General features: G+C 72.0%; 20 protein-coding genes. 6 read left to right on the top strand and 14 right to left on the bottom strand.

The genetic code is table 11. From position 1 onward, the window contains the following. Nucleotides 1-47: 47 nt before the first annotated feature. Genes ACIBVP_RS42720 through ACIBVP_RS42710 form a run of 3 tightly spaced genes read right to left on the bottom strand, consistent with a single transcriptional unit; the run spans nucleotide 48 to nucleotide 3102 of the window. Nucleotides 48-851, bottom strand: coding sequence for an ABC transporter permease subunit (locus tag ACIBVP_RS42720; RefSeq protein WP_396112340.1), 804 nt, complete (start codon nucleotides 849-851; stop codon nucleotides 48-50). Further along, on the bottom strand, nucleotides 848-1729 hold the full coding sequence (locus ACIBVP_RS42715; RefSeq protein WP_396112339.1) for an ATP-binding cassette domain-containing protein: 882 nt from the start codon (nucleotides 1727-1729) through the stop codon (nucleotides 848-850). Before ACIBVP_RS42715 ends, ACIBVP_RS42720 begins: the two co-directional genes overlap by 4 nt. Next, entirely contained in the window at nucleotides 1726-3102 is a 1377-nt protein-coding gene (locus ACIBVP_RS42710; RefSeq protein ID WP_396112365.1) for a DUF4389 domain-containing protein, read from the bottom strand. The genes ACIBVP_RS42715 and ACIBVP_RS42710 overlap by 4 nt, the downstream gene beginning before the upstream one ends. A gap of 187 nt (nucleotides 3103-3289) precedes the next feature. Here ACIBVP_RS42710 and ACIBVP_RS42705 point away from each other — a divergent pair, with 187 nt between their 5' ends. Next, nucleotides 3290-4300: an Acg family FMN-binding oxidoreductase gene (locus ACIBVP_RS42705; protein ID WP_396112338.1), complete on the top strand. Its 1011-nt coding sequence runs from the start codon at nucleotides 3290-3292 to the stop codon at nucleotides 4298-4300. A 2-nt stretch (nucleotides 4301-4302) separates the two neighbouring features. Beyond that, nucleotides 4303-5973 (top strand): sulfate permease, encoded by a 1671-nt coding sequence (gene sulP, locus ACIBVP_RS42700; protein ID WP_396112337.1) that lies wholly within the window; start codon nucleotides 4303-4305, stop codon nucleotides 5971-5973. Between the two features lie 75 nt (nucleotides 5974-6048). On the opposite strand, the gene ACIBVP_RS42695 is transcribed toward sulP, so the two are convergent. From ACIBVP_RS42695 to ACIBVP_RS42680, 4 genes are all read right to left on the bottom strand, one after another. Beyond that, complete coding sequence (locus tag ACIBVP_RS42695) at nucleotides 6049-6273, bottom strand: hypothetical protein (RefSeq protein WP_396112336.1); 225 nt, start codon at nucleotides 6271-6273, stop codon at nucleotides 6049-6051. After that, on the bottom strand, nucleotides 6251-8536 hold the full coding sequence (locus ACIBVP_RS42690; protein WP_396112335.1) for a heavy metal translocating P-type ATPase: 2286 nt from the start codon (nucleotides 8534-8536) through the stop codon (nucleotides 6251-6253). The genes ACIBVP_RS42695 and ACIBVP_RS42690 overlap by 23 nt, the downstream gene beginning before the upstream one ends. A gap of 14 nt (nucleotides 8537-8550) precedes the next feature. Beyond that, the gene (locus ACIBVP_RS42685; RefSeq protein WP_396112334.1) at nucleotides 8551-9264 is read right to left on the bottom strand and encodes a universal stress protein; all 714 of its coding nucleotides are present in this window, start codon (nucleotides 9262-9264) and stop codon (nucleotides 8551-8553) included. Nucleotides 9265-9336: 72 nt separating this feature from the next. Next, nucleotides 9337-10191 (bottom strand): universal stress protein, encoded by an 855-nt coding sequence (locus ACIBVP_RS42680; protein WP_396112333.1) that lies wholly within the window; start codon nucleotides 10189-10191, stop codon nucleotides 9337-9339. A gap of 222 nt (nucleotides 10192-10413) precedes the next feature. Between ACIBVP_RS42680 and ACIBVP_RS42675 the strand changes: the two genes are divergently transcribed. Next, complete coding sequence (locus tag ACIBVP_RS42675) at nucleotides 10414-10647, top strand: hypothetical protein (protein ID WP_396112332.1); 234 nt, start codon at nucleotides 10414-10416, stop codon at nucleotides 10645-10647. Nucleotides 10648-10651: 4 nt separating this feature from the next. Beyond that, nucleotides 10652-11095, top strand: a complete 444-nt coding sequence (locus tag ACIBVP_RS42670) for a universal stress protein (protein ID WP_396112331.1) — start codon at nucleotides 10652-10654, stop codon at nucleotides 11093-11095. Between the two features lie 51 nt (nucleotides 11096-11146). Here ACIBVP_RS42670 and ACIBVP_RS42665 read toward each other — a convergent pair whose 3' ends face one another. From ACIBVP_RS42665 to ACIBVP_RS42635, 7 genes are all read right to left on the bottom strand, one after another. Further along, complete coding sequence (locus ACIBVP_RS42665) at nucleotides 11147-11728, bottom strand: CBS domain-containing protein (RefSeq protein ID WP_396112330.1); 582 nt, start codon at nucleotides 11726-11728, stop codon at nucleotides 11147-11149. Nucleotides 11729-11743: 15 nt separating this feature from the next. Continuing rightward, on the bottom strand, nucleotides 11744-12634 hold the full coding sequence (locus tag ACIBVP_RS42660; RefSeq protein ID WP_396112329.1) for a universal stress protein: 891 nt from the start codon (nucleotides 12632-12634) through the stop codon (nucleotides 11744-11746). Between the two features lie 9 nt (nucleotides 12635-12643). Then, complete coding sequence (locus ACIBVP_RS42655; protein WP_396112328.1) at nucleotides 12644-13495, bottom strand: universal stress protein; 852 nt, start codon at nucleotides 13493-13495, stop codon at nucleotides 12644-12646. Then, nucleotides 13492-14412: a universal stress protein gene (locus ACIBVP_RS42650; RefSeq protein ID WP_396112327.1), complete on the bottom strand. Its 921-nt coding sequence runs from the start codon at nucleotides 14410-14412 to the stop codon at nucleotides 13492-13494. Before ACIBVP_RS42650 ends, ACIBVP_RS42655 begins: the two co-directional genes overlap by 4 nt. 34 nt (nucleotides 14413-14446) lie before the next feature. Next, nucleotides 14447-15421, bottom strand: coding sequence for an Acg family FMN-binding oxidoreductase (locus ACIBVP_RS42645; protein WP_396112326.1), 975 nt, complete (start codon nucleotides 15419-15421; stop codon nucleotides 14447-14449). Nucleotides 15422-15532: 111 nt separating this feature from the next. Continuing rightward, nucleotides 15533-16150, bottom strand: coding sequence for a hypothetical protein (locus ACIBVP_RS42640; protein ID WP_396112325.1), 618 nt, complete (start codon nucleotides 16148-16150; stop codon nucleotides 15533-15535). Next, entirely contained in the window at nucleotides 16147-16416 is a 270-nt protein-coding gene (locus ACIBVP_RS42635) for a DUF1918 domain-containing protein (RefSeq protein WP_396112324.1), read from the bottom strand. The genes ACIBVP_RS42640 and ACIBVP_RS42635 overlap by 4 nt, the downstream gene beginning before the upstream one ends. A gap of 157 nt (nucleotides 16417-16573) precedes the next feature. On the opposite strand from ACIBVP_RS42635, the gene ACIBVP_RS42630 reads away from it, so the two are divergent. Together ACIBVP_RS42630 and gap are read left to right on the top strand one after the other, a co-directional pair. Beyond that, nucleotides 16574-17584 carry an Acg family FMN-binding oxidoreductase gene (locus tag ACIBVP_RS42630; protein WP_396112323.1) on the top strand — a complete coding sequence of 337 codons (1011 nt, stop codon included), beginning with the start codon at nucleotides 16574-16576 and terminating at the stop codon, nucleotides 17582-17584. A gap of 4 nt (nucleotides 17585-17588) precedes the next feature. Continuing rightward, entirely contained in the window at nucleotides 17589-18608 is a 1020-nt protein-coding gene (gene gap, locus ACIBVP_RS42625; RefSeq protein WP_396112322.1) for a type I glyceraldehyde-3-phosphate dehydrogenase, read from the top strand. Nucleotides 18609-18659 lie beyond the last annotated feature (51 nt).

Below are 18659 nucleotides of genomic sequence, written 5' to 3'. Positions count from 1 at the left end.
TCCGCTAGGCGGCTCCCGTACCGGCGAGCCGCGAGCCAGGACTCCGCTCAGTGCACGGCGATGTCCCTGCGGTCGAACACCGGCACCGCCGCGGCCACGAACACGACCGCGGCGGCGGGCATCCACAGGAACGCCCAGGTGAGCCCGCCGCCGAGCGGACCGGCGGCCAGTGCCTGGTCGAACGGTGAGACGCCCTGCCACGCCTCGAGTTCGGTGACCAGTCCGCCCGCCGCGTACAGGACGTAGGCGGCGATCGCCACGGCCGACGCGACCGCGGTCGCCGTCACGTGCCTGCCGGTGACCGCGCCGGCCGCGAGGGCGAGCCAGCCGAACTCCACGCCCAGCAGCACCATCGCCACCGAGCCCGCGGCCGCCTGACCCAGCGGAACGTCCAGGTCGAACAGCGGCGAGCACACCGCGACGGCGAGGAACAGCACCGCACCGAGTGCGATCATCGCGGTCGCGAGCGCGGCCGCGCGGTGCAGCACCAGGCTCGCGGGCGACACCCGGGTCATCAGCAGGACCTCGAGCGTGCCCGCCTCCTCCTCGCCCGCGACCGACCGCGCTCCCCTGCCGATCCCGTACACCAGGAACAGGATCGGCAACATGAGGCTGTACAGCTCGCCGTTGAGGAAGCCGGTCCCGGTGCCGAACTCGTCGAGCTTGAACATCTCCTTCATCGGCTCCGGGTAGCCCGCGACGAACTCGGCCAGGTTGCCCATGTCGCGGACGGTGGGCCACAGCGCCGACTCAAGCAGTACCAGCACCACCAGGCCGATGCTCCAGCCGACCAGCGTCCGCCGCTGGTCGCGCAGTGTCTTGCTGAAGACGTTCGTGAGCACCGCCCTCACGCCTTTCCGTAGTAGGTCAGGAAGATCTCCTCGAGATCCGGTTCGTGGCTGACCACGCCGGTGATCCGGTACGGCGCGGCGACCGCGAACAGCTCTGCCGTCGACCCCTCGACGACCATCTGCACGCCCGCTCCGTTCGCGTGGACCTCGGTCACCCCGGGTACGGTGCGAAGCCGTTCCGCGGGCACTTCGCCTTCGAACGTGAGGTCCAGGCGTCGCAGCGCCTTCGCCTTCAACTCCGCGACCAACGCGACCTCAGCCAGTCTGCCTTCGCGCAGGATGCCGATCATGTCTGCGACCGCCTCGACCTCGGAGAGCACGTGCGAGGACAGGAAGACCGTCTTGCCCGCCTGCCGTGCCTCACGCAGCATCGCCAGGAACTCCCGCTGCACCAACGGGTCCAGCCCCTGTGTCGGTTCGTCGAGGACCAGCAGCTCCGGGTCGTGCTGAAAGGCCTGCACGATCCCGACCTTCTGCCGGTTGCCGTGGGACATCCCGCCGACGACCTGACCGAGGTCCAGGTCGAGCCGCTTCGCGAGCCGGGCCGTGTTCGACGGGTCCACCCCACCGCGCAGGTTCCGCATGTACCGCAGGTAGTCTCCGGCGGTGAGGTCCGGGTAGGCGACGAAGTCGCCGGGCAGGTAGCCGATCCGGGACTGGACCTCCTCCCGGTCGCGCACCACGTCGGCGCCGAGCACGGTGGCCCGTCCGCTCGTTGGGCGCAGGAGCCCGGCGAGGATCCGGATGGTGGTGGTCTTCCCGGCGCCGTTCGGGCCGAGGTACCCGAACAGGGCACCGGCCGGCACATCCAGGTCCAGCCCGGTCAGTGCCGGCCTGCGACCGTAGCGCTTGGTCAGTCCTTCCGTGTGGATGATCATGACGTCTCCGGCCTGCGCGGACGGGCCGACAGCGCGATGAGCACCGCGCCGCCGACGAGGAAGACGGCGCCGACGGACAGTGCGGTGATGGCGATCGGCAGTAGTGCCGGTGCGGTGGCGCCGACCGCGACGTCCGCGCGCACGTCCGGCCGCGCACCGACGTCCATGATCACGAGCGACCAGTCCCCTGGTCGCGGTGTCCAGTCGAGCGTGAGGGTGCCGGCGCCGGTCGCCGACTCGGTCCAGATGCCCAGGCTTCCCGGCTCGTCCGGTGGCCGCACGCCACGCATGTGCGCGCCGAGCGCCATCGGCCGGTAGTACTGGTTGTCCTGGTAGTCGTGGAACCTGCGGTGCGGCACTCCGATGAGGTAGCGGTCGACGTCGGCGGTGCGGGCGATCCCGGCGAACAACGGCTGGTTGTCCACTTCGGAGACCTCGACGCGGATGTCGCCGAGGATGTCCTGTGCCCACGGCCAGTCCCCGTCGACCGGCGCCAGGTCGTATGCGTCGAACCGCAGTGCGTACCCGTTGTCGCCGAACCGCTCCACCGGCGTGGTCACATAGCCCGCCGAGTCGCGTTGCGCCTCCAGCCACAACAGCCCGCCGCCTGCACCCGCACCGCCGAGGCCGACGAGCAGCAGCAGCGCCCCTGCGATCACGCCGACCGTGCGCCCGGCTGATCGCGCGGGCTGGGCGGGCTGCTTCTCCCGCACAGGCTCCCCCGTGGGGTCTTCGCCACCCTGGTCCAGCCGGAACGGCGGGTACTCGTCGGTCATCAGTGCGGCGTAGGCGGCGACGCGCAGCACCCAGCGGTTCATCCCGATGACGATGTCGAAGATGCCGCGCGGGTAGCGGCCGGTGAACAGCAGCGCCACCCCGGCGAACAGGGTCAACAGCGCCACGAGCCCACCGTCGAACCCGACCCAGCCATCGCCCCACTGCCACAGCACGTATCCGCCGCCACCGACGAAGAACGCGACGACGAGGTAGTGGGGTATCGCGAGCAGCCACCACTTCACGAGCGCCAGCCCGCGCGAGAGCCGCTCCGGGTACGCGATGTCCAGCGTCGCCGGGTAGTCCGGCTCCGGCCCCAGGCTGAACGGCGGGTACCGGTCGGTGGCGAGCGCGCCGTACCCGTAGCACCACACCCGCCACGTCCAGCGCATCACCCCGAGGTTGAAGTCGAACAACGCCCTCGGATACCGCCCGGTGAACAGGATCGCGACCAGTGCGACGAAGGTGATCACCGGGAACGCCACCCACAGGAAGAACAACAAGATCGCGTGCGGCACCAACAGGAGCCACTTCACCAACCACAGCCAGCGACTGGGTGCGTCGTCGAGCCCGGCGGTCAACCGCACCGGAGAAGTCATGGTGATCACGGCCTTTCCTCGGAACTCTCCGGTCCCCACGGTCGACCACGGCACCGGCGGCGCACAGAGTCCGTGGGGTCGGCCGCGCGGGCCTTTGGTCACGGCGGGCCGGGAACTTGAGCACTGCCACCGCCCGCCAGAAAGGACGACCCTGACGACAGGTGCCCGAGAAGCGAGGAGGCGCACGATGAACGAGCGCACGCCGGACACGCACACCGTGCTCGACGCGATCACGCTGGCCAACCGCGCACCGTCGGTGCACAACACCCAGCCGTGGCGCTGGCTGCTCGGCGACGAGTCCATCCACCTCATGGCGGACCGCACCCGCCGCCTCACCGCCACCGACCCCGACGGGCGGGACCTGCTGTTGTCCTGCGGCGCCGCGCTGCACCACCTGCGCGTCGCGCTCGGGGCACTCGGCTGGCGCGCGATCGTGCACCGCCTCCCGAACCCGCGGGACCCCGACCACCTGGCGGCGGTCGAACTGGCACCGAAGGCACCGTCCACCGAGGACATCACGCTGGCCGGCGCGATCTCACGCAGGCGCACCGACCGCCGCCGGTTCTCGTCGTGGCCCGTGCCGGACGGGCACCTCGACCTCATGGTGCGCCGGGCCGGGAAGGCGGGCGCGCTGCTGGTCCCGGTCACCGGCAGGCTCACCCGCAGGCAGCTCACCCGGGCGATCGACGCGGCGGCGGACGCCCAGGCGCACGACCCCGCCTACGGCGAAGAGCTCGCCGCGTGGACCGGCCGGGGCCGGCTCTCGCGCGACGGCGTCCTCACCACGAGCACCCCGCCGGACCAGCAGGTCCACGGCGACACCACGATGCGCGCGTTCCCCGTCGGCACGCTGCCCTACGCCGAGACCGGCCGTGGCGAGAACGACGCGGGTGACCTGTTGGTCCTCGCCGCCACCGGCGACGACCTCGTCTCGGTGCTTCGTGCCGGCGAGGCCATGAGTGCCGCGCTCCTCACCGCTACTGATCTCGGCCTGGCGACCTGCCCGCTCTCGCAGGCGCTCGAGGTCGCGCACACCAGGAGCCTGATCCGTGCGCGGGTCCTCGACCGAGCCGCGTTCCCGCACCTCATCCTGCGCGTCGGTTGGGCCCCCATCGCCGCTCCGCCGCCACCGGAAAGCCACCGCAGGGCCACGAGCGACACCGTCGGGTACCTGCCCGGTACCCGCCACGCTCCCTGACGGTGGGCGGCTTCCCGCGCGGAGTGCTGCTGCTCCGCGGTTACCGGCGTGGCTGGCTGCGACCGGATGTGCTCGCCGGTGTCACCGTCGCCGCGTACCTGGTCCCGCAGGTGATGGCGTACGCGGACGTCGCGGGGCTGGCGCCCGCCGTCGGGCTGTGGACCATCGTCGGTTCCCTGCTGGTCTACTCGGTGTTCGGGTCGTCGCGGCAGCTGTCGGTGGGACCGGAGTCGACGACCGCGCTGATGACCGCCGTGACGATCGCGCCACTGGCCGCGGGTGACCCCGCGCGGTACGCGGCCCTGGCCGCGGCGCTCGCGCTGCTCGTCGGTGTGCTGTGTGTGCTGGGCGCGGCCGCGCGGCTCGGGTTCCTCGCCGACCTCCTGTCGCGGCCCGTCCTCGTCGGCTACATGGCCGGGGTGGCGGTCCTCATGATCGTGGGCCAGCTCGGCAAGGTCACCGGTGTGCCGCTCGACGGCGGCTCCGTCGTCGCCGACCTCGGCGCCTTCGTCCGGCGGCTAGGCCACGTCCACCTCCCCACGGTGCTGCTCGCCGCCGGGGTGCTGACCTTCCTGGCCGCAGGCGGGGCACTTCTGCCGAAGCTGCCGGTCCCGCTGCTCGCCGTGCTGCTCGCCGCGGCCGCGACGGCGCTGTTCTCCCTGCGGGACAACGGTGTCCACGTGATCGGCGCGATCCCGGCCGGTGTCCCGGCCCCCGGCCTGCCCGCCGTGTCCGGAACGGACGTCCTGGCACTGCTGCTGCCCGCGGTCGGGGTCGCGGTGGTCGGGTACTCGGACAACGTCCTCACCGCGCGGTCCTTCGCCATCCGGAACGACTACCGGACCGACGCCAACACCGAACTGCTCGCGCTCGGCACCGCCAACGTCACGGCAGGGGTACTGCAGGGGTTCCCGGTGAGCAGCAGCGCGAGCCGCACCGCCATCGGTGACAGCATCGGCAGCCGCTCGCAGATCCACTCGCTCGTCGCGGTCGGTGTGGTCGTGCTCGTGCTCTTGTTCGGCCGTCCGATCCTCGCCGCGTTCCCCTCGGCGGCGCTCGGAGCCCTCGTCATCTACGCGGCGACCCGGCTCGTCGAGGTCGCCGAGTTCCGCCGAATCGGCACGTTCCGGCGCAGCGAACTGGCACTGGCCCTGGCCACGACCGCCGGCGTGCTGCTGCTCGGCGTGCTGAACGGGGTGCTGGTCGCCATCGGGCTGTCCATACTGGACCTGCTGCGCCGGATCGCGCGTCCGCACGACGGCATCCTCGGCGAGGTGCCCGGCATGGCGGGCATGCACGACGTCGACGACTACCCGCGGGCCACCCGCATTCCGGGGCTCGTCGTGTACCGCTACGACGCCCCGCTGTGCTTCGCCAACGCCGACGACTTCCGCCGCCGGGCACTGGCCGCCGTCGAGGCGTCCCCCACCCCGGCCGTGTGGTTCCTGCTCAACGCGGAGGCCAACGTCGAGATCGACATCACCGCGGCCGACGCGATCGAGGACCTGCGGGCGGACCTCGCGCGGCGCGGCATCGCCTTCGCGATGGCCAGGGTCAAGCAGGATCTCCGCGCCGAACTGGCGGCCGCCGGGCTCGTCGAGCGCATCGGCGAGGACCGGATCTTTCCGACCCTGCCGACCGCGGTCGCGGCGTTCCACGAACACGTCAGGTGACGATCGCGCGATGTCGGCGCCCCTGGTATCGACGGGGCCGTGGGAGGTGGACGACCCCGCCGCCAGTCCGTCCGGTCAGTCGACCGTCTTCCGGCGCCCGTAGCGCAGGTACGCGATCGGGCCCATGAAGTTCACGGCGATGGCCAGCGCCCACAGCGGTTTGCGGCCGTTGACGGCTTCCTGGGGCCGGTGTGCCAGGTCGTTCCACGCGAAGGCCGCCAGACCGACCTCGACGGTGCTCATCGCGATGAAGGCCCACCGTTGACCGGCTGTGAGCTCACGCCAGTGCTTGCGTGCCATGGCTTCCTCCTCTGTCCGCTCGTTCGCGTTCGGCGAGCGCGAAGTAGTCCTGTTCCTCCTGTGCGAAGTGGAGGGTCAGCACGGCGTCGAGGCCGTACAGCGTCGCGCGCAGGTCGTCCACCTGATCCGCCGACAGCCTGCCGGTGAGGTGGCGGCCGAGCCGTGCGGTGAGCCGCTCGATCTCCGCGTGGCCGCGGCTCATGGGCGCGACGCCGTCCCGCCCGCCGACCATCGGTGCCACCGCCGGGTAGAGCTCGTGCTCCTCCGCGCGCTCGTGGGGCAGGATCCGGTCCACGAGCACCCGGTGCGCCGCACGGACCCGCGCGTCCGCCGCAGCGGTGAGCCCGGTGGACAAGGCGTCGGCCGCGCCGCGCACGACGGCGCGGGCGTCCGTGAGGTCGGCGTGCTCGGCGCGGAACCGGGTGATGAGCCTGCGCGCGGTTACCGGCACGTCCGCGCGGGCGTTGCCCCGCAGCGCGCGGAGCGCGTTGCCGACCGCCAGCACGTCGATCAGCTCCTGCACCAGAGCGCCCGCCGCGGGTGCCAGGAAACCGAACGCGGCCGCGACCATGGCGACGACCGCCAGGCCGATGCCCAGTCCGGCACTCTGCAGCGCGATCCCGTGAGCGCGCCGCGCGGTCTCCACGACGTCGGCGAGGCGGTCGATGCCCTCGTCGGTGAGCACCGCGTCCGCAACCTGCGCGGTCGCCGTGGCACCCCGTGCGGCGACCGCCACCCCGACGTCCGCCGCGGCGAGCGCGGGTGCGTCGTTGACGCCGTCACCGACCGCCATCGTCGGCGCCCGGCGCTGCTCGAACCGCACCTGTTCGACCTTGGTTTCCGGCCGGGCGTCCGCGACCACCTCGTCGAGACCGAGCACACCGGCGACGTCCTCGGCGACCTCGCGGCGATCGCCGGTCACCAGCACGAGCCGGTCGACGCCCGCGGCGCGCAGGCGGCTGAGCGTGCGGGCGGCCTCCGGCCGCAACTCGTCCCGCACCAGCATGGCAGCGACCGGTTCCCCGTCGGCCGACACCCACACCACGCCCGCCGCGTCGAGCTGTGCGCGGCGCAGCGCCGAGCGGGCCCATCCGGGCGGATCGTCCATGACGAGGCGCCCGACGGTCACGTCCACACCGCCGACCACTCCCCGTGCACCGGCACCCGGCACATCCCGCACCGAGGTGGCGACGACGACGGGCACCCGCGCACGCCGCGCCGCGGCCACCACCGCGGTCGCGAGAACGTGCGGCGACTCGCTCTCGACGGCAGCGGCCAGACCGAGCGCACGGTCGGTGTCGACACCTGGTGCGGTCAGCACCTCGGTGACCGCGGGCGCACCCACGGTCACCGTGCCCGTCTTGTCGAGCAGCGCGGTCCGCACCCTGCCGAGCTGCTCGAGCACGGCGCCGTCCTTGACCACCACACCGCGCCGGGACGTCGCGGACATGCCACCCGCGATCGCGACGGGCACGGCGAGCAGCAGCGGGCACGGCGTCGCCGTCACCAGCACGGCCACCGCACGCACGGGGTCGCCCGCCCACCACCAGGCGGCACCGGCGACAGCGAGTGCGACCGGCACCAGGACCACCGCGAACCGGTCGGCCAGCCGCGCGACCGGAGCGGCGCTCGCGAGAGCCTGCTCGGCCAGCCGAACCACGCCCGCGTAGGCGCTCTGGTCAGCGGCACGCACGGCACGGATGGTGACGGCCGCGCCCGCGTTGCACACCCCGCTGTGCACCACGTCGTCCAGGGCGTGCGGCACCGGCAGCGGCTCGCCGGTCAGCGCGGACTCGTCGAAAGCGCCCGCCTCGAGCAACCTGCCGTCGACGGGCACGACCTCACCCGAACGCACCACCACCATGTCCCCGACCGCGACCTCGGCGACCGGCACCTCGACCACCGCTCCGCCGCGGCGCACCCGCGCGGTGCGGGGTGCGCGCGCGAGCAGCGCGTCGAGGTCGCGGTGCGCGCGCCGCTGTGCGTAGCCTTCCAGCGCCTGCCCGGTCCCCAGCATCAACGCGATCAGCGCACCGGCGAGGTGTTCCCCCACCACGAACGTGCCGACCAGGCTGAGCGTGGCCAGCACGTCGGTGCCGAACCGGTGCGCACGCAGATCGGTCACCACCATGGACACCGAGTAGGCCAGTCCTGCGAGCGTCGCCACCGACCAGAGGACCGGCACGGCCACGCCCGCCAGCGTCACCACCGCCAGCACGCCCACGATCGCGACCTGTGCGCGCCACGGCACTCGTTTGTCCACAGCAGACCCTCCGGTCAGATCGGGTGATCCCGGCGTACGACCGCGACCGGGCACGGCGCATGGTGGAGGAGGTACCGGCTCGTCGAGCGGAGAAGCGCGCCGCGGTACCCGATCCGCCGCCCACTGCCGACGACCGCCAACTGGGCCGACGCGGCCTGGTCGAGCAGCGCCCGGCCCGGCGTGTCCGCCATGACTTCCTGAACGACCTTGACGTGGGGGTAGCTCGAACGGTGGCCAGCGACCTGCTCGGCGATCAGTTCCGCCACGCGATCGCGGTCGCGCGCGACGTCCTCCTCTACGGCTGAGACCATGCCGTGCGCGGCGATCAGGCCGGTACAGCGCAGCGAGGCCTCTGCGAAGGCGAAGCCGAGAGCGGCGTCGCAGGTCGGAGTGCCGTCGACGCCGACGACCACCGGGCCGTTCCCGAGCTCTTCAGGCCCGCCCATGACGACCATGGGGCACCGGCCTCGAGCCGCGACAGTGGCCACGGTGGCGCCGACCAGCAAGCCGGAAAAGCCGCCGTGTCCCCGGTTGCCCAGCACCACGAGTGACGCACTCGCGGACTCACGTACCAGGAGTCCGGCCGCGGAGCCTTCACCGGTCACCACTGTGACGGACACACCTCCGACGGTTTCGTCCGCGACGTCCCGTGCGATCCGCGAGACGCCATCGCATGTCTGGGAGGCGTGCACGAGCCGCAGGCCGACGTCACTCAGGCCCGCACGCACGGCCGCCCACCGGACGGCACGCAACGCGTCCGCCGTCCCGTCGACACCGACCACCACCGGCCCCGGCACAGCTCACTCCCGATCCGGCTCCGTGCGCACGACGGCGACCGGGCACGGCGCGTGCTGCAGGAGGTGCTGGCTCGTCGAGCCCAGCACCAGACCGCGGAACCCGCCGCGGCCCCGGGTGCCGACCACCACGAGCCGCGCCCCCTCGGCGTACCGCAACAGCGCCCGGGACGGGTGGTCCCGCACGACCTCACGGGTGACGTGCACCTCCGGGTACTTCTCCTGCCAGCCCGCCAACCGCTCGGCCAGCGTCTCGTAGGCACGTTGCTGCGCCAGCGCCAAGTCCGGTGGCGCGGAGTGGCCCAGCAGCACAGCGTCGGCGGGCGAGTCGTGCCAGACGTGGACCGCGACGAGATCGGCACCCTGCGCCGCGGCCGCGGCGAACGCGAAGGCGACGGCTTCCTCGGAGTCGGGCATGCCGTCCACGCCGACGACCACCGGGCCGTGCGCCGGCGTGTCCCCCCGGACGACGACCAACGGGCAGTGCGCCCTGCCAGCCAGCGCCACGGCGGTGGAACCGATCAACAGCCCCGTGAACCCACCGAGACCCCGGGTGCCGAGCACCAGGAGCGAGGCGGCGCTCGATTCCCTGACCAGCATCGGCACGATGGGCGCGGACTCCAGCGCGACGCTCGCGGCCACACCCTTCTCGGCGGCCACGTCCCGCGCTTCGGCAAGCCGGCGCCGTCCCTGCTCACGCAACAGGTCGAGAACCCCGGGGTCGAGCACCCCGGCCACCCCCGCGGTCAACTGGTACGAGGTCACCAGTCGCAACGACAGCTCGCGGCGTCCGGCCTCCTGCGCGGCCCAGCGGACCGCGTCCAGCGCCGATGACGACCCGTCCACGCCGACCACGATCATGTTCGCTCCTTCCCTCGACATCGCTGACCTGTCAACGAAACTAGCGCCGTACGTGGTGGAGCGACCGCCGTCGAACGTCCCGCGCGCCCAGGACGTTCGGTCCGTCGTCCGAACCCGCGGGCACCGAGGACGAAGGTCCCGGACATCGACGGCCAACGGCAGTGTGACCACCGCCGTCACCTGCCGGAGAGTGTTGTCGGAGATTCCCGGAGGGAGGCTGCGATGAGCACCACCGAGATGCGCACGGCCGCTCTGTTCACCGCGACCGACCGGTGTGACCGCTGCGCGGCCCAGGCCACCACACGAGCGGTTCTGCTGAGCGGCGGCGAACTGGTGTTCTGCGACCATCACCTCCGCCGGTACCGCCCCGCGCTCACGCCGCTGACGGCGCGGTACGAGCAGCACGTCGTGCCGGACGAGGCGCAGGTTTTCGTGCCGTCGCCAGCAGGGAGGTGACCCCATGACGGGTAGCATCGTCGTCGGCGTGGACGGTTCCCCGGCCAGCGTCAACGCTCTTCGCTGGGCGGTGGCCCGTGCCGAGGCCGAGCACCGCACGGTGGTCGCGGTCGAGGTGCGCTACCCCGCGCAGCTGCTCCCGGGCACGTCGTACGCCCCGGCACCGCACGGAATGGCGCCGCCGGCACCGCACGGCAGCGTCCTGCACGACACCGTCGCCGCGGTGCGCGAGGCGGGACCGACCGCGCCCAGGATCACGGCACTGCGACGCAGTGGTGCCCCGGGTATCGAGCTGGCGCGCGCCGCGCACGGTGCCGTGATGCTCGTACTGGGCTACAACCCGCGTGGCAGGACCACCGAGTTCCTGTTCGGTCGCGTCACGAACGAGTGCCTGCGCCACGCCGACGTGCCCGTCGTCCTCGTCCCCGCGAACGGACACCAGGCGTGACAAAGCGTGTTGCCCTTGCCGTCGATCACGGCTTGGGCAACACGCTCGCACTCAGTCTTCCCAGCCGATGGTCGCCGGCATGTTCGCGCTGAGCGTGACGTCCTTGACGCCACCCACCGTGCGGACGAGCGCGCCGACCAGTGACCGCTCCGCCGTGTCGGCGAACTCACCCGACACGGTCACGTGCCCGTCGGTCACCCCGACCGCCCAGTGCCGCCGGCTGCCCGCGTACCTGTCGAGCAGCCCACGCACGTTGGCGGTGATCACGTCGTCGGTGCGGACCATGGTCCGGAGCAGGTCGCGGCGTGCGACCATGCCGACCAGCAGGCCCTCCTCGACGACCGGCATCGACCGCAGTCGCTGGGAGAGCATGCGTTCCGCGATGGCCGAGACATCGGCGTCCGGTGTGGTCACCTCCACCAGGGCGGTCATCGCCTCGGTCACCGGGGCCGCACGCCGGTGCTCGGCCCGCAGGCCGTCGGACTCACTGAAGATCCCCACGACCCGGTCGCCGTCGTCCACCACCGGCACTGCCGCGAAGCCGTGTTCGGTGAGGGCGGTGACCGCCTCGAGGACCGTGGCGCCGGTGTCGACGCTGACCACCGGTCTGCTCATCACATCTCGTGCACGCATGACCGAACCTCCTTGCTACCCGGTCGTTTCCGTCCGCACCACGGCGACCGGGCAGGCGGCGTGGTGCAGCAGGTGCTGGCTCGTCGAGCCGAGGACGAGATCACGGAAGCCGCCGTGGCCCCGCCGTCCGACGACCAGCAGTCGCGCGGTCTGCGCACTGCGGCGCAGCGCCCGGTTCGGCCGGTCGTGTACGACGTCCCGTTCGACACGCACCTGCGGGTACTTCTCCTGCCAGCCCGCGAGCCGCTCCGCCAGCGCCGCTTCGGCCATCTCTCGCTGGAGGGTCCAGTTCTGCGGCGCGTTGTTCGCGGCAAGAGCTTCCTCGAAGACGGACTCGGCATACGCGTGGACCGCCACGAGCGTCGCACCCGCGGCGGACGCCTCGGCGAACGCGAACGCCAGGGCCTCCTCACTTGCCTCCGTGCCATCCACACCGACCACCACCGGCCCGGTGCGGGACGACCCGTCGGAGCCGTTGCGGACCAGCACGACCGGGCTGTGGGCATGGCCTGCGAGTGTGAGGGACGTCGAGCCGACCAGCATGCCCGTGAACGCGTTGTGTCCCCGGTTGCCGAGCACGAGGAACGACGCGCTGTCCGATTCGTGTGCGAGCCCGATGGTCGTCGGCATCGCGGCGAGTTCGGCGTGCACGTCGAGACCGGGCGCGACCGTGGTCGCCACCTCACGCGCCTCGTCCAGCCAGCGCCTGCCCTGGCCGCGCAGGACGTTCAGGATCGACTCCTCCTCGGTCACCCCGGTGGGAAACCCGATCGGGAGGTGGTAGGCGTGCACGAGGCGCAACGGAAGCCCGTCCAGGCACGCACGCTCGGCCGCCCACCGGACCGCGAGCAGCGCGGTGGCCGAACCGTCCACACCGACGACGATGGGTTTGTTTCGAGATGCCATGGCTTCTCCTCAGAGCGAAAGGGTTACAGCGGTCGGCTGGGTCCGGGCGATCACGACCGGACAGCCGCTGCGCCGGATAAGGTCTCGGCTCACCGAGCCGAACAGGCCGGACGCGAGACGGCCGCGTCCACGGGAACCGAGGACGAGCAGTGCCGCCCGTCGGGAAGCCGTGACAAGGGCGTGCCGCGGGTCGTCCGGCACGATGTCGACCGACACCACCACCTGCGGGTACAACTCGCCATAGGCGATCAGTAGCCGCGCCTGCGACTGGGCGGCGCCATCTCCGAGGCGCCCGCCGGGGACGCACCGCAGCATCGTCAACGGCCTGCCGCTCCTGGCCGCCGCCACGTACCCGTAGGCGAGCGCGGCCTGGGCGGTGGCGGACTCGTCGAGTGCCACGACCACTGGAGCGGTCGCGGGCAGCTCGGTCCACTCGTGTCGTGGCACCACCGCGAGCGGGCAACGTGATGTCGTCAGCAGGTCGCCCGGCACCGACCCGCTGATGGCCTCGACGAAGGGGCTCGCCGCGTCGGCGCCGACGACGAGCAGATCGGCGTTCTCGGTGGCGCCACGCAGAACCGCGGCAGGCGGGCCGGACACCACGTCCGTGGCAACGGCCAGATCCGGCCATTCGGCCGTCACCTCGTCGAGCAGCGCGGCAAGCGACCGCACCGCGGCGGCGCCGGGCTCCTGATCCACTTCGTTCGTGCGGGACGGCGCCGACACGGCCGGCATCGGCACCGCTGTGACCAACCGCAGCTCAGCGTGCCGGGCGTGCGCCTCCGCGGCCGCCCAGCGAACGACACCACGCCCGTTCGTCCTGGAAACCCCCGCGAGGACACGGCGGTACTCGCTGCTCATGTCCGATCCGTTCGTGCCACCACGACCGGGCATTCGGCGAGGTGCAACAGGGTTTGGCTCACGGAGCTGGTTGCCGCGCCGGCGAACGCGTCCCGCCCTTGGGAGCCGACGACGATCAGGCCCGCGCCGTCGGCGTGCGCGGGCAATGCGCGGGCGGGCTGGTCCCTCCGCACCACGGCCCGGACGTCGACGGTGGGGAACTTGTCCCGCCACGGGGAAAGTCGGTCATCTAGCCGCTTCTCCTCCTCGGCCTGGACCGAGTTCCAGTCCACCGTGTCCGGCAGCGCGGTCCACGCACCGGCCATGTTCACGTCCAGCCACGTGTGCACGGCCACCAGCGGAACAGCGTGTGCGGCCGCCCACTCGAACGCGAAGGCCAGCGTGACATCGCTCACCTGGGAGCAGTCGGCACCCACCACGACCGGTCCGCCCTCCGGCGGCGCACTGTCATGTCCGCACGAACGCATGACCACGACCGGGCAGTGGCCGTGGGCGGACAGCGCCGCCGCGACGGACCCGACCACCATGGCCCGGAACCCACCCAGCCCGCGGGAGCCGAGCACCAACAGCTGCGCCGTCCGCGACTCGGAGACCAGCACCTCGGCCGCCAAGCCCGCCCGCAGGTCCGTGATCACCGACAGCCTGGAGGTCGCCTGTCGCGCGGCGCGGCTCGCTTCGTTGAGCCAGTGCCTTCCCTGGGCCAGGACAGCCGCGTGGTATTCCCGTGGCGGCGCGAACCGGTGTGGCCGTTGCACAGGTGTCAGGTCGCACACGTGCACCAGCCGCAACGGCGTGCTCCGGCTCGCCGCCTCCCGTGCGGCCCAGCGGACCGCCCGCAGGGCGGACGCCGATCCGTCCACACCGACCACCACCGGGTGGTCGCAGTGTTCGGACAAGTGCTGGTCTTCCGCGATCACGGTGCCCTCCTCACATGTCGGCCAGGCGTGGTGGTCATGACTGACTCTTCCCGCGGACAGTGGTGACCGCGCTGACCGGCCTGCGGGGTGTGCGGCCGACCGGGTGGCCGTAACCGACGCGCAACACGGCCTGCGGATATCCACGCACATCGAGCCGGGTGCGCAGCGCGGCGCGGACCGCGGGTACTTCCACCGCCTGGGAGAGAAAGGACGCGCTCAAGCCGAGCTTGGTGGCCGACAACAGCACGTGCTGCATGGCGAGCCCGGCACGCACATGGTCACCGTGGGTGTCGCCGTGTGTGGTCAGCATGACCACCAGCGGCTCTTGCTCGAACGGTCGCTCCACGGCGACGCCGGGGTGGAACTGTCTCGGTGTGAGCAGCGACCCGCCTGCGGGGCGCGGGCCACCCGCCGAGCGCGGCACGCCGTCCTCGGCATGGTCGACGTCCCGGTCCGCCCACACACGCAACTCGTGCTGGAAGTCCGGGTCCTCCTGCTGGAGGTGTTCCGCGCGACGCAGCAGCGTGGCGAACGTGTCCAGCTTCTTCGGCGTGTCCAGCACGATCAGGTGTGCCCGCTCCTCCTCGGCGGCGTGGAAGAGCACGTTGCGGTGTTCGGACGGCACCGGCCTCTCGATGAACGGCCAGCGGTTGGTCCTCCGGAGCGGAACGGCCCGCATGAGCGTCGTCTGTCTCGGGGCAACCGCACGGACCCCGCTCACCCGCAGGACCGCGAGCAGATCCGGACGGTGCTCGTCGGGCAGGAGGTCGAGCACCACACCACGGCCCGCAACCTCGATCGCGAGCCGCAGGTTGTAGAGCGCCGCACCACACGACATGCGCGCCTCCCGCCCGGCGGGATCCACCACCGGCAGCACCCGGTCTCGATCGAGGTGCAGCTCCACGTACGGGGGCGCGACCACGAATCGCCACGGCTGGGTGTTGTGCACCGATGGCGCACGGGTCGCCGCCCACAGCGCCTGCTCGATCACCGTCCTGACGATGTCCATGGTTGTCTCCTGGCTCAAGGTCCAATCTCCCGGACCAACCTCAGCGTGACCGGTCGACACAGGTGACGGCAGCGGTCGTCGTTCCCTATCCACCGGGGCAGTTGGTCCCACCTAGCGGTGCTGGTCGTCCCACTCGGGTTCCACCCGGGCCCATTCGGTCTCCCAGGCCCGGTACCGGCGCCGGTCCAACGCGTGGTGGACCCCCCGGCAGAACAGTGCGCACAGTCCCGCGACGACGAGCCAGCCGGACACCGCGACCAGCACACCGCCGACCACGGCGTCCGCCGAGGAAACCGGTGGGTCCACGGCCCTGCCGGATCGGTCCAGCCAGACCGGTACCTCCGCACCGGCCTTCATGCCGGTCTCGGCGTCGACCAACCCGGTGCGGAAGGTTCCGTCGGGTAGCTGCCAGTGGGCGGCCACCTTCGGCGTCATGCGGACGCCGTCGCCCTGGGCGCCGACAGACGCCACCGGCGCGTTCTCGGTGAGGACCGCGACGGTCTCGTGTCGCGTGGCCGCCTGCCGCTCGCCGCGCTCGGCGAGGTTCGAGTAGGTCTCCGAACCGAGGGTCAGCAGGACCGGCACCAGCACGAGCGCCAACAGGATGAACAGGATCACCGCCGTGCCTTCGGCGCGGTCGACGCCACGCGCCAACGGGTTCCCGCCGGGTCGTACCAGCCGTGCGAGCCGCAGGACCAGCGACGGCCCGGCGGGCCGTTCGGTACTCATGGCGTCCGCCTCCGCCCGAGGATGTGGCGTTGGACTTCCACGGCTCGCGCCGCCACTCGCGCGTCGAGAGCGTCGAGTTCTTCCTGGGTCATGACGTGCGCGTCGGCACCGGGGAACACCAGCGACTCGCGGTCGGTGTCCAGCCACCGCACCGTGAACGGCGGTGCGCCGTCCGGCGGGCTGACGTCGAGGATCCGCGCTCGGCGGGCGGAGTGGGCGGTTCCGGCGATCTCGACGATCAGCCAGTCACCTGGTTTGGCGTGCACAGCTGGTCCTTTCCCCGAAACTCGGGCTCGGCTCCATGCTCGGCGCCGCGCGGCGGCACCGGGAGAGCCCGAGGTCCCGGACCGCCGGGTCCAACGTCGCGCGTGACGAGGAACTTGTGCACTGCCGCGGCCGAGGGGAACCAACGACCGTGGAGGCATGAACGCCGTCTCCGCACCGGACCACCAGACCGTGCTCGCCGCGATCGAACTCGCCAACCGTGCGCCGTCGGTCCACAACACGCAGCCATGGCGCTGGTTGGTGGGTGGTGACGCCGTGCACCTGATGGCCGACCGGGCACGCAGGCTGCGGGTGACGGACCCGGACGGCCGGGACCTGCTGCTCTCCTGCGGCGCGGCGCTGCACCACCTGCGCGTGGCGTTCGCGGCGCTCGGCAGACGGACGATCGTGCACCGCTTCCCCAACGAGCACGATCCCGACCACCTCGCCGCCGTCGAGACGCGGCCACACCTGCCGACCGACGACGACTTCGCGCTCCTGCGCGCCATCCACCGCCGCCGCACGGACCGACGCCGTTACACCTCGTGGGAGGTACCCGCCGCCCACGTCGACCTGCTGGTGCGCCGCGCGGGCCAGGCAGGCGGGCTGCTGGTCCCGGTCATCGACAGCGCCGTTCGCTGGCAGCTCACCCGCGCCATCGACGCGGCCGCACGCGCACAGGCCGCCGACCCCGGCTACCAGGCCGAGCTGACCGCGTGGAGCAGAACCAGCTTCGCCGCCAAGGACGGCGTGCTCACCGCCGCCGGCACAGCCACGTCGATCCGACACGACGACACACTGATGCGGGCGTTCCCCGGTGGGTCGCTGGACAACGCGGCCACCGGTCGCGGCGAGCCCGACGGCAGCGAACTACTCGTCCTCGCCACCCTCCACGACGACCCGGCGTCGGTACTGCGAGCGGGAGAGGCGGCGAGTGCCGTGCTCCTGGCCGCCACGGACCTGGGGCTCGCGACGTGCCCGCTGTCGCAACCGTTCGAAGTCCCCGCGACCCGCGCCGCGGTCCGCGACGAGGTCCTCGACGGGGCGGCCCACCCCCACCTGATCCTGCGCGTCGGCTGGACGCCCACCTCGGCGCCGCCACTGCCACGCAGCCCGGTCCGCCGGCCCGAGGACACCGTCGAACACCTGCCAGTAACACACAGAAGGTGAGAACATGACCATCCGCATCGGCATCAACGGGTTCGGGCGCATCGGACGGGATCTGCTGCGCTCGGCCGTCGACCGGGCCGACAACGGTGAGCTCGGCATCGAGATCGTCGCGATCAACGACATCGCCGACGCCGAGATTCTCGCCAACCTGCTGCGCCACGACTCCACCTACGGGCCATGGCACGTCCCTGTGTACGCGGTCGAGAACACCCTCTCGGTGAACGGCCAGAGCATCCGAGTCCTGGGCGAACGCGACCCCGCGGCACTGCCATGGCGCGAGCTGGGCGTGGACCTCGTGTTCGAGTCGACCGGCAAGTTCCGCACCCGGGAGGCGGCGGCCGCCCACCTGAACGCAGGCGCGCGCAAGGTCATCATCACCGCACCGGGCAAGAAGGTCGACGCGACCATCGTCATGGGCGTGAACGAGGACGTGTACGACCCGGCGAACCACGACATCGTGTCGAACGCGTCCTGCACGACGAACTGCCTCGCCCCGATGCTGTGGGTGCTGCACAACGCCTTCGGCGTGGTGAACGGCGTCATGACCACCATCCACAGCTACACCAACGACCAGAACCTGCTCGACGGTCCGCACAAGGACCCGCGCCGGGCCCGTTCCGCCGCGGTGAACATGATCCCGACGAGCACGGGCGCCGCGGTCGCGGTCGGTGAGGTGCTGCCGGAGCTGGCGGGCCGCCTCGACGGCGTCGCCGTGCGCGTGCCCGTGGAGAACGGGTCGCTGACCGACCTGACCGTGCGGGTCGCCACCGAGGACGTCACCGCGGACCAGGTGAACCGCGCGTTCGCGGACGCGGCGAACGGGCGCCTCAAGTCCGTGCTGCGCCACACCGAGGAACCGATCGTGTCCCGCGACATCATCGGCGACCCCGCGTCGTGCGTTTTCGACGCCGCGCTGACCAAGGTCGAAGGTGACGTGGTCAAGGTGTTCGGCTGGTACGACAACGAATGGGGCTACGCCAACCGGACCCTCGACCTCGCACACCTGATGGCCCGGACGATGTGACCCCTCCCGCATGTGGATGCCCCTGGGCCCGCGGGCCCAGGGGCATCCACA

The organism is Actinophytocola sp. NPDC049390 (assembly GCF_044466355.1).
Classification (GTDB): Bacteria; Actinomycetota; Actinomycetes; order Mycobacteriales; family Pseudonocardiaceae; genus Actinophytocola.
This window is presented reverse-complemented; position numbering and strand designations above follow the sequence as displayed.